The following is a 9,712-nucleotide window of genomic DNA, read 5'->3' as shown; positions in this document are numbered from 1 at the left end:
CTATAAAGCTCGAATCGACGAAACGGAAAGTGGTTTCGTTACCGGCTACGAGCTTTATAAAGGCAATCCGGCGGACGATGAATTACTTGTGACCGCAGTAGAGCAGCATAAAGAGCGGTTCGGCTCTGTTCCGAAAGCTGTCGCAACGGATCGAGGCTTTGGCAGCAAGAAAAATGAGACCAAGTTAACCGAACTCGGGGTCAGCCGTGTCAGCATTCCCTTCAAAGGGAAGAAAAGCAAGAAGCGGACTGAGTACGAGTCTCAGCTCTGGTTCAAGGACTTGCAGCGATATCGCGCTGCAGGCGAAGCCAAAATAAGCTTACTGAAACGAAAGTACGGCTTGAATCGCAGCCGGTATCGGGGCTTTGCTGGCTCAAAAACCTGGGTCGGTTTAGGAATCTGGGTTCACAACCTCAAAAGAGCGGCTCAAATGATCAAATAGAGCAACTAACTGGGATTACATGGTAATTTTTCGATATAAAAAGTCGTAGTCAAAAAAGTGACTTTGTCAAATTCGACTTTTTCAGGAGCAACTAATTAAGGGTTCTGAACATGCGAACCAGGTTATACTGGGAGCGCTTATGGAATTAATTCTTGTCGTATCGGCAGTGGGTACTGCAACTACAATGTTTCCGATTTTAAGGAAATATAATGAAACTATAGCTCTATGGCATGTTTGCTTCAGGTTTCTGGAAGCGTTGATTATTACAGTTGGAGTAATCAGCGTACTATCCCTAGTAACCTTAAGCCGAGAATTTGTAGCAGCAGGAGCCGTGAATCCCGCTTATTTTCAAGCTTCAGGTGTTACTTTGAGAGCAATACATGACTGGACGTTTTTACTTGGCCCCAATTTCATGCTGGGCATCAATACCATGATGTACAGTTTTATTCTATATAAATCCAAGCTCGTACCCAGGTTTATCCCCATTTTGGGAATCACAGGGTCTGCCTTTATTTTTCTTTGTGCTTTGTTAGTAATGTTCGGTGTAATTGAGCAGGTTTCTGTTTGGGGTGCAATTTTGGCGCTTCCAATATTCGCCAATGAAATGATTTTAGCAGTGTGGCTCATCTTTAAAGGCTTCAATGAATCTGCCCTTGCTTCCATCGTTGAAAAATAGAAGCCGAACGAACGGATGGCAATCTTTTAGTCGCTGAGGTTTTACAGCAATGACGCAGGCTCGTTCCTTATTGGAGCGGGCTTTTTATTGTTGTAGGAACGAAACAAAAAAATCGGGTTGGCTGGACCGTTGCAGGGAGGGATTTGTAAATAGCATTAGAACTATATTATAAAGACATATTTTACCTTATTCATGTTTAAGTCGTTCCGGATGATGAGGAACATTGGGGGGATGGCATGTGAAAATGAATGGTGAACAAAATAATCCGATTACTGCTGTCATTGTAGGGGCAGGACATCGCAGTCTGTTGTATGCTTCCAATGCCGTAAAGCAACCGGACAACCTTCGGATTGTAGGGGTCGTCGAACCGGACCCTGTGCGTAGGAAACTGACGGCAGAACGATTTGGCATCGATGAAAAGGGTTGCTTTGAAACGGTGGAGCAGCTGATAAAAGGGCCCCAAATTGCGAACGCAGCGATTAATGGGACAATGGATGATCTCCATATAGTAACGACGATTCCACTGCTAGAAGCGGGATATGATGTCCTGCTAGAAAAGCCCATAGCAACGTCGGAAGAGCAGATGATGCAGTTGTATCAAGCTGCACAAACGTATGGGCGAAAAGTTATGATTTGTCATGTTTTACGGTATGCTCCTTTTTACAAAGCCATTCGCGAAGTCGTTTTGTCCGGTGAGATCGGCGATATCGTCAACATTCAAACGGCCGAGCATGTAAGCTATCATCATATGGCGGTATCCTACATTCGGGGAAAATGGAATTCCGAAGAAAACAGCAAGTCGTCCATGCTGATGGCCAAATGCTGCCACGATCTGGATATCATGACCTGGATGGTTGGAAAGCAGCCGAGAAAAGTGAGCAGCTTTGGGAGTTTAATGCAGTTCAGGCCGGAAAATGCACCGCTGGGTGCTGGGAAACGCTGCTTGGTGGATTGCCAAATCGAGGAGCAATGTCCTTACTCAGCACGTAAAAACTATATTGAACAGGGACGATGGGGCTTCTACGTTTGGAGTAATTCATATTTGGGGCAATCCCCTTGCCTGGATGAGCAAATCGAATCCCTGCGAACGGATAACCCATATGGCCGATGCGTGTGGCATTGCGATAACGATGTGGTAGACCATCAATCCGTCATGGTTGAATTCGAAGGTGGCAGCACAGCGACACACAACATGGTTGGAGCGACTTCGAGACCGTGCCGCACCATTCACATCATCGGAACAAAAGGCGAAATAGTGGGTGTCTTGGAAGACGGAAGCTTTGTGGTCAGACATCCGGATCCAAGAAAAGGTCATGAATATTCGGAGCGGCGGATCTCGGTCAATGTAACCGATGACAGCCACGGTGGAGGGGATCTACTGCTGGTTGCCGACTTTGTAAGTGTTTTACGAGGGGAGGAGCCATCGATTTCTTCCACGGCTCTAGAAAAATCCGTCAATGGCCACCAGATTGGTTTTAGGGCTGAACGTTCAAGATTGGAAGGCAAAACGATGGAAATCGAAGTATTACCGAGGGTCTTGTAAATAACGTTGTTTATATTCAATTAAGGCTATGATAAATTCTAATGTTGATATCTGACCATAATAAAACCGCCTTAGAGAAAAAGGCGGTTTATTGAACTAACGTTCCCAGTTAACGCAGTGAATGGTCCTGTTCGTATCCAGATGCACTGATGTATTGGGCTGTCCTTGAGCGCCCGTAAGTTACTGTCCTTAGCGTTTATTTGCTTCGATTTGATGGAGGATTTCGTCAACGACGTGCGCGATCGGTGCGGTCGCGTCAATTATAATCCCGTTTTTAGGAATGCCTTCCTTCGTTTGATGCAAGCGCTCACTGATTTCCCGTTCCTCTGGTCTGCCACCCCAGTCAGTTGGGTCAAGTGCCACTCGCTCATCAATCCGCCGGAGAGAGGTTTCCAGGTCGACCTCAAGGACAAACACGCCGTCGAAGAGATCGATGAATTTGGAAAAATTCCGCGAACCACCGCAGAAAAATGTTACCGCCTCATCCTGATTGTCGACCAAAGTTTTTACTTTATCTACATTCCAAATGTGGTGTTCGGGTTTAAAGCCATCCGTCGGGGTACCAGTTTCCGGATCGCCTTGATAAGCCAATTCACGGTCTCCATGAATGGCATGGTAGCCTCGCCGCTGCAATTCGTTGCAGACCGTAGTTTTGCCGGCGCCGGAAACGCCTCCAATCATATAATTCCTAATGCCCATGGTAGACCCTCCATTCAACTGGATAAGCACAATATATTAGATGTTTCAGGGATATAAACCGCGAGGATTGCCATAATCTTCCCAATGTATAAAAATATGGTCTTCTTTGATAATAATCCTGCTACGCGAATACTTCAAATACACGCCCTAATTTCGTGAGCCAACTTCCTCCGTTTTACTCATGTCACCTACCAAATAATATATTTGATTTATCAGAATCAGCACCAGATAAAATATTATTATAATAAATGATATTTACGGCTTTCTGGAAACAGTAGGCCTTTTCTGGTTTTCTTTTTGGAATCAATCAAATATTCGTATGCCGCCACTGCTGGCGGTACGCCTGCGGACTAAGACCTGATGCATGGCGGAACGCGCGGCTGAATTCACTAAGCTCGCCATAGCCTACACGCTGTGAGATTTCGCCGACCGGCCATGAGGTCTGCAGCAGCAGCTCTTTGGCCAGACGGATTCGGTAGCTGCGCACATACTGGGCGGGAGGCTGACCGAGAGCCCTCCGGAACAAGTAGCTGAAATGGCTCGGACTCAAATAGACATGCGCGGCCAGCTTCTCGAGTGTGAGAGGCTCATGCACGTGCTCTTGCAAATAAGTGCAGGCTTTTATAATGCGGGGATCGATGTCCGGGGGCTGCTCCGGCAGCTGCGGCCCCAGCAGGGCCATTAAATGCGCAAACCATTGCTGCAAGGCACCCTGTACACGAAGCAGGGCAAGTGAAACCGCCAAGCTGGAGGGACTCCCATCGGAGGCATCGTGTTCGTATAGTGCGACAAATTGATCGAATAAGCGGACAGACTCCATCCAATGGTCGGCAAGCCGGTGGAAGATCGCTTCGTCAAAGACAGCTGTTAACTTAGGGAACGGGTACAGCTCATGGAAATCGAACGGTCCGAGCCTGACCGTGCAGCTAAGCGATAAGTACCGAACGGGGGAGCCGGCTTCGGCCGAAAGGAGCTGATAAGGTAAGCCGGGCGGGAACACGATCAGATCGCCTTTGCGGATCACATGGCATTCATCCTCGATTTGAATGGTGCGCTCACCATCCAGCATGAGCCAAAAAACAGGCAAGGGAGTGGAGACGGGCCCAAAGCTGAAATCGTGCGGCTTATGCATATGCCGAATCCATCGGGGTTCTAGACTGAATTCTAGCCTTTGAGCATCAGGGTGCAGAATAAACACGGCGGGCTCCACCTCCTCGTTGATCGTAAGAATTGTCAAGTCTATCGTCAATTTTGCCATGGGATCGGCAGGCTGTAAATAGTATTCTTAGTGCTGTAAACGTTTGCGAATAAGGGGGATTACCATCATGTGGACACGTTGGAAAAAAGCCTTGTATGTACTCCCGGTTGCCGGTTTATTAGCCGCATGCAGCCAAGGTGCCGGCCAAATACAAACAGAAGCTCAAGCGCCGGCAAAGGCTGATTCGGGTACACAAGGCAAGCTCGGTACCGAAGCTGCTGAAATCGTAATCTACAATGTGTCCAATGCGACCGCCAACCTGGACTGGTTTAATGCTACGGATTTCGGCAAAGAAATCCATGCCAAATTTCCGAAAGTAAAAATCAATTTTATCGCAACAGGCAAAGGGATGACGCCGCAGGAGCTCGTCGTTTCCGGTCAGCAGATCGATTTGATCATCAGCTCTATCTTTTCTTTTCCATCCTTGGCCGAGACGAATTTGCTGTTTGACATGTCTGAGCTGATTAAGAAAAACGGCTTCGATCTGAACCGGCTGGAGCCCTATGCCCTCGAATATCAAAAGCAGTTCGGCAGCGGAGGCATTTACGGCTTTCCGGTCAGCAGCGCTCCGGTCGCATTATTTTATAACAAAGAGATCTTTGACAAGTTCGGTGTGGCTTATCCGAAGGACGGCATGACGTGGGATCAGGTGTACGATTTGGCCAAAAAATTGACCCGGACCGACAATGGCACCCCGTACTATGGCTTTGCGACACGCTATCCGTTTATGTATAACGTGAACCAATTATCGCTCTCCTATTACGATCCGAAGGCTCAAAAGGTGCTCGTAAACGACGACAAATTCAAGCTGTTTATGGATAACTTTACCCGATTTGCGAGCATTCCCGGAAATGAGCCGGCGACAACCGATATGTTCAGCAAAGAAAAAAACGTGGCCATGATGGCCTACCAGTTCGGCAAATGGGATTTTGACAGCTGGGATATGGTGAGCATGCCTACTTATACCGAGGCGCCGGGCGTGGGCCCGCAAGTGTATCCTACATTTATGAATATTTCCAGCACGAGCAAAAATAAAGAGCTAGCGTTCGAAATTTTGAAGGCGCTGACGACCGATGACTACCAGATGCGCATCTCCAAAGCCGGGACCATCCCAAGCGTGCGTAATCCAGAAATTATTAAGGCGTTTGGAACGGAAGGCGATCCGGCCAATGGGAAAAATTTCAAGGGTAAAGATGTGGGGGCGTTCTTCCCAGCCACACGAGCTGCTGCCTCCTACGTCACTAAATATGATGACATTGTCGCCAAGCGAATGAACACCGCCTTCACCGACATTGCTGCGGGTAAGAAGGACACGATCACGGCGCTCAGGGAAGTGCAGGAAGCGGCAGCGTCGGAGCTCCAATCGCTGAAAAAATAAGAGGATTCACAGGAGGCGTGAATAAATGAGCCAAGCTGAGCAATGGCTGGAGCGATTCGTAAAAATTGTCAAATCGGGAGGACCTGAAGCCAATGGAAAATAACCGCCGCAAACCGAACATCGTTTTCATCCTCGCAGATGATATGGGCAGCTGGGCGCTGGGTAGCAGCGGCAACCGTGAAATTCGCACACCTCATCTCGACCGTCTTGCCGATCAAGGGATCCGGTTCGATCACTTTTTTTGCACCTCGCCGGTTTGCTCGCCTGCGCGGGCGTCCATTCTGACCGGGAGAATCCCGTCCCAGCATGGGGTTCATGACTGGATTCGCTCGGGCAACGTAAATCGTAGCGGCCTCAGCGAAGAGGTGCGCCAGCAGCCGATGTTTGCCGATGAGCGGATCGCCATCGATTATTTAGCCGGTCAGCCGACCTATACGGAGCTGCTTGCTGAAGCAGGCTATGCCTGCGCGTTAAGCGGCAAGTGGCATTTGGGCAATAACGCCGTCCCAAGGAAAGGCTTTGAGCGCTGGTTTTCGATTGCTAGAGGAGGCTGCTCCTACATGAAGCCGGATATCGTTGAGCATGGCGAGGTACAAATCGTGGATGGATACGTGACCGATCTGATTACAGAGCATGCACTGCAATTTTTAGATGAGCTAGGGGGACAGGATGCTCCGTTCTATTTGAGCGTGCATTACACGGCGCCGCATTCACCTTGGGACCGCTCGGAGCATCCGGAATCGTACCTGTCCCTGTACGACGACTGCCCGTTCGACTCGGTGCCGGAGCTGCCGCTTCATCCGAACCAGGCACAGACGGCTCCGCATGGAGAAGGTGAACGGCGGAAGGAGCTGCTGCGCGGCTATTACGCCTCGATCACGGCCATGGACGACGGGATCGGCCAAATCATTGATAGGCTAGAGGAGAGGGGGCTTCGGGAGCAAACGTTAATCGTGTTTATGGGCGATAACGGCATGAACATGGGGCATCACGGGATTTGGGGCAAAGGAAACGGTACGTTTCCCCTCAATATGTACGATACGTCGGTCAAGGTGCCTGCGATTTTCAGCCATCCGGGGGTTATTCCCACGGGAAGGGTGCGAGAGGAGCTGCTCAGCCAGTATGACGTATTTCCTACCCTGCTGGATTACGCGGGGCTGTCCAATCCCGAGCAGGACCGGCTGCCCGGCCGCAGCTTTTATGATCTGCTGCAGGGACAGGCCGGAGCCGGACGAGATGACATCGTCATCTACGACGAATATGGCCCGGTCCGGATGATCCGCACCCGGGAGTGGAAATACGTGCATCGCTATCCCTACGGACCGCATGAGCTCTATGATCTGCAGGATGACCCGAACGAGGAGGTTAACCGGGCCGGAGATCCGCCATGCCAGATGGTGCTGGAAGCGCTGCGGCTGCGGCTTGGCGAATGGTTCGGTCAATATGCCATCCCCGGGAAGGAGGGCATCGCCGCTCCCGTTACGGGCTTTGGTCAGCTGAACTCGCTGGCGCCGGGCATTACGGAAGGCGCAGCCTTCAAGCCGCTGGTGAAATAAAGAGAAGAGGACGGTCTGTGGCCGTCCTTCGGCATTTCCGGCGCCAAGGACGGATTTACCTCGAATGGCTGGTCTCATCCGCTGGCGTAGGGGAACGTCGTTTGGCCGCTGACGGAAAACTATTTGCCGCAAACGGAGGTGCAAGCGGACCGGGCCAAGGAATCGGTTGACATCGCTACGCAAAATATGGTGCCTAACCTGATAAAGTCGACGACCGACGAGGAAGTGGAGCTCGGAAGCGTTCTAAATGAGCTTTACAAGCAATATTTTGTGGATATGATGACAGGCAAAAAGGACATTGACGCAGGTACCGCGGAGCTGTCCAAGAAGTGGCGCGAGCAGGGCGGCAGCAAGGTGCTGGATGCGGTCAACAAGGCATACCAGGCGCAAAAGAAATAAGAACAACAGAAATAGGAAAAGGAAGAGATCCCCGTGACGGAGTTGTTGGAAACCAAGTGTTTAAGCTCGCTTGCAAAGGTGTTTGCGGATGATCTGCTCAATGGACCCGGTTTTGTTACCGGCAGTGCGCTGAGCAACGAGACGTACTCGTTTCAGGTCGCCTACCGCTCTGAGATGCTGATGAAATCGATTCAAGTGAAGGCGGTTTCTTCTCTTGAGGGTTGCATCACGATTCGATCGGTAGGGCTGGCGCCGTCCGAATTACCCTATAATTCCGGCTCGGATGATCATGTGCTGCGTAAAGCGCCTGGGTTATACCCCGATCCTCTGTATCCCATTGTACCCGAGGACGGAATTACAGCATTTCCCGGGCAATGGCGTTCCGTATGGGTAACCGTGACGCCGGATGGGAAGGTCGCGCCAGGGCGTTATCCGGTCGATGTGTTGTTTGAGAATGCTTCCGGGGAGCCAATCGGCTCGGAATGCTTTACGCTTGAAATATTGGACTGTGCCCTGCCGAAGCAAACGCTCGTGCACACGGAATGGCTTCATACGGATTGCCTCGCTGTTTATTACGGGCTGGAGGTATTCAGCGAACCCTACTGGCAGATTGTTGAGAGCTACATTCAAACGGCGGTCAAGCACGGGATCAACATGATTTTAACGCCCATTTTTACCCCTCCTCTGGATACGGCGATCGGCGGGGAACGACTTACGGTGCAGCTTGTTGATGTTGAGAAGCATAGTGACAAATACAGCTTCAGGTTCGAAAAATTAGAGCGCTGGATCGAAATGGGCAGCCGGCTTGGTGTCGAGTACTTCGAGTTTTCCCACCTGTTTACGCAATGGGGAGCCAAGCATGCTCCGAAAATCATCGCTGTTGAGAATGGCGGCGAACGTAAAATTTTTGGATGGGAAACGGATTCGGCTGGTCCGGAATATCTCCACTTCCTCAGCCAGTTTTTGCCGGCACTTGTGGATTTCATCAAGAAGCATGCTCTGGAGCATCGCTGCTACTTTCATAATTCGGATGAGCCAAGGAGCGGGGATTTGGAGCAGTACATCAAGGTGAGCCAATTCACCCGATTGTATTTGGACAAATTTCCGGTGATCGATGCCCTGTCCGATTACGCCTATTACGAGCAAGGAGCGGTCCAAATCCCGGTTCCGGCCAGCAACCATATCGAGCCGTTTATTGCAGGCGGGGTAAAGCCTTTGTGGACCTATTACTGTGGAGCTCAAAGAGTGAAGACTTCCAATCGTTTTTTTTGCATGCCTTCGGCAAGAAACCGGATTATCGGGATCCAGCTGTATAAATTCGATGCCGCCGGCTTTTTGCACTGGGGCTATAATTTCTGGAACGCACGCTATTCCAAAAAGCCGATTAATCCGTTCATCAATACGGATGCGGATTATGCTTTCTCTTCGGGTGACGCGTTTCTAGTCTACCCGGGACAGGGCGGCCAACCCATTGAATCCCTTCGGCTAGAAGTGTTTTATGAGGCCTTGCAGGATTTGAGAGCGCTGCGGTTACTCGAAAGCCTAATTGGCCGCGAGAAGGTAATCGCACTGCTGGAGGAGGATGTGGAGCAGCCGATCACGTTTACCGAGTATCCGCGGTCGGAGCAGTGGCTCTTGAATAAGAGGGAGAGCGTGAACCGTGCGATTGCACATTCGCTTCAGTAATTTGAACACCAATAGCCTTGATCTGGCCAATGACCAGATCAAGGCTGTTTGGTTTTTATCACCAATCTAAAACGA

9 protein-coding genes are annotated in these 9,712 nt (G+C 50.2%); 7 read left to right on the top strand and 2 right to left on the bottom strand.

Translation table 11 applies throughout. The features are described 5' to 3' along the window. The 3 genes from FPZ49_RS05095 to FPZ49_RS05085 all read left to right on the top strand — a co-directional run. A partial coding sequence (locus FPZ49_RS05095) for a transposase (protein WP_144844116.1) occupies positions 1 to 442 on the top strand: 442 nt, incomplete at its 5' end. Positions 443 to 512: 70 nt separating this feature from the next. Further along, positions 513 to 1,118 carry a DUF4386 domain-containing protein gene (locus FPZ49_RS05090; protein WP_315899161.1) on the top strand — a complete coding sequence of 202 codons (606 nt, stop codon included), beginning with the start codon at positions 513 to 515 and terminating at the stop codon, positions 1,116 to 1,118. A 244-nt stretch (positions 1,119 to 1,362) separates the two neighbouring features. After that, positions 1,363 to 2,661 (top strand): Gfo/Idh/MocA family protein, encoded by a 1,299-nt coding sequence (locus tag FPZ49_RS05085; RefSeq protein WP_144844175.1) that lies wholly within the window; start codon positions 1,363 to 1,365, stop codon positions 2,659 to 2,661. A gap of 189 nt (positions 2,662 to 2,850) precedes the next feature. Here FPZ49_RS05085 and FPZ49_RS05080 read toward each other — a convergent pair whose 3' ends face one another. Continuing rightward, entirely contained in the window at positions 2,851 to 3,360 is a 510-nt protein-coding gene (locus tag FPZ49_RS05080) for an AAA family ATPase (RefSeq protein ID WP_144844110.1), read from the bottom strand. A 307-nt stretch (positions 3,361 to 3,667) separates the two neighbouring features. After that, positions 3,668 to 4,558: an AraC family transcriptional regulator gene (locus FPZ49_RS05075; protein ID WP_222429871.1), complete on the bottom strand. Its 891-nt coding sequence runs from the start codon at positions 4,556 to 4,558 to the stop codon at positions 3,668 to 3,670. A gap of 127 nt (positions 4,559 to 4,685) precedes the next feature. Between FPZ49_RS05075 and FPZ49_RS05070 the strand changes: the two genes are divergently transcribed. From FPZ49_RS05070 to FPZ49_RS05055, 4 genes are all read left to right on the top strand, one after another. Beyond that, positions 4,686 to 5,996, top strand: coding sequence for an extracellular solute-binding protein (locus FPZ49_RS05070; protein WP_144844104.1), 1,311 nt, complete (start codon positions 4,686 to 4,688; stop codon positions 5,994 to 5,996). Positions 5,997 to 6,088: 92 nt separating this feature from the next. Next, positions 6,089 to 7,552: a sulfatase-like hydrolase/transferase gene (locus FPZ49_RS05065; protein WP_144844101.1), complete on the top strand. Its 1,464-nt coding sequence runs from the start codon at positions 6,089 to 6,091 to the stop codon at positions 7,550 to 7,552. A gap of 123 nt (positions 7,553 to 7,675) precedes the next feature. Next, entirely contained in the window at positions 7,676 to 7,951 is a 276-nt protein-coding gene (locus FPZ49_RS05060) for a hypothetical protein (protein ID WP_144844099.1), read from the top strand. Positions 7,952 to 7,984: 33 nt separating this feature from the next. Further along, the gene (locus FPZ49_RS05055; RefSeq protein WP_261381254.1) at positions 7,985 to 9,637 is read left to right on the top strand and encodes a DUF4091 domain-containing protein; all 1,653 of its coding nucleotides are present in this window, start codon (positions 7,985 to 7,987) and stop codon (positions 9,635 to 9,637) included. Positions 9,638 to 9,712 lie beyond the last annotated feature (75 nt).

Origin of the sequence: Paenibacillus cremeus, assembly GCF_007786445.1 — a bacterium.
Taxonomy (GTDB): Bacteria; Bacillota; Bacilli; order Paenibacillales; family NBRC-103111; genus Paenibacillus_G; species Paenibacillus_G cremeus.
The sequence above is the reverse complement of the archived record's forward strand: the minus strand, read 5'-3'. Positions and strand labels throughout refer to the sequence as shown.

What these genes read in the sequence shown, in the direction of transcription:
- FPZ49_RS05085 (WP_144844175.1), top strand. Translation starts at nt 1,363, where the DNA reads ATGAATGGTGAACAAAATAATCCGATTACTGCTGTCATTGTAGGGGCA.
- FPZ49_RS05065 (WP_144844101.1), top strand. Translation starts at nt 6,089, where the DNA reads ATGGAAAATAACCGCCGCAAACCGAACATCGTTTTCATCCTCGCAGAT.
- FPZ49_RS05080 (WP_144844110.1), bottom strand. Translation starts at nt 3,360, where the DNA reads ATGGGCATTAGGAATTATATGATTGGAGGCGTTTCCGGCGCCGGCAAA.
- FPZ49_RS05070 (WP_144844104.1), top strand. Translation starts at nt 4,686, where the DNA reads ATGTGGACACGTTGGAAAAAAGCCTTGTATGTACTCCCGGTTGCCGGT.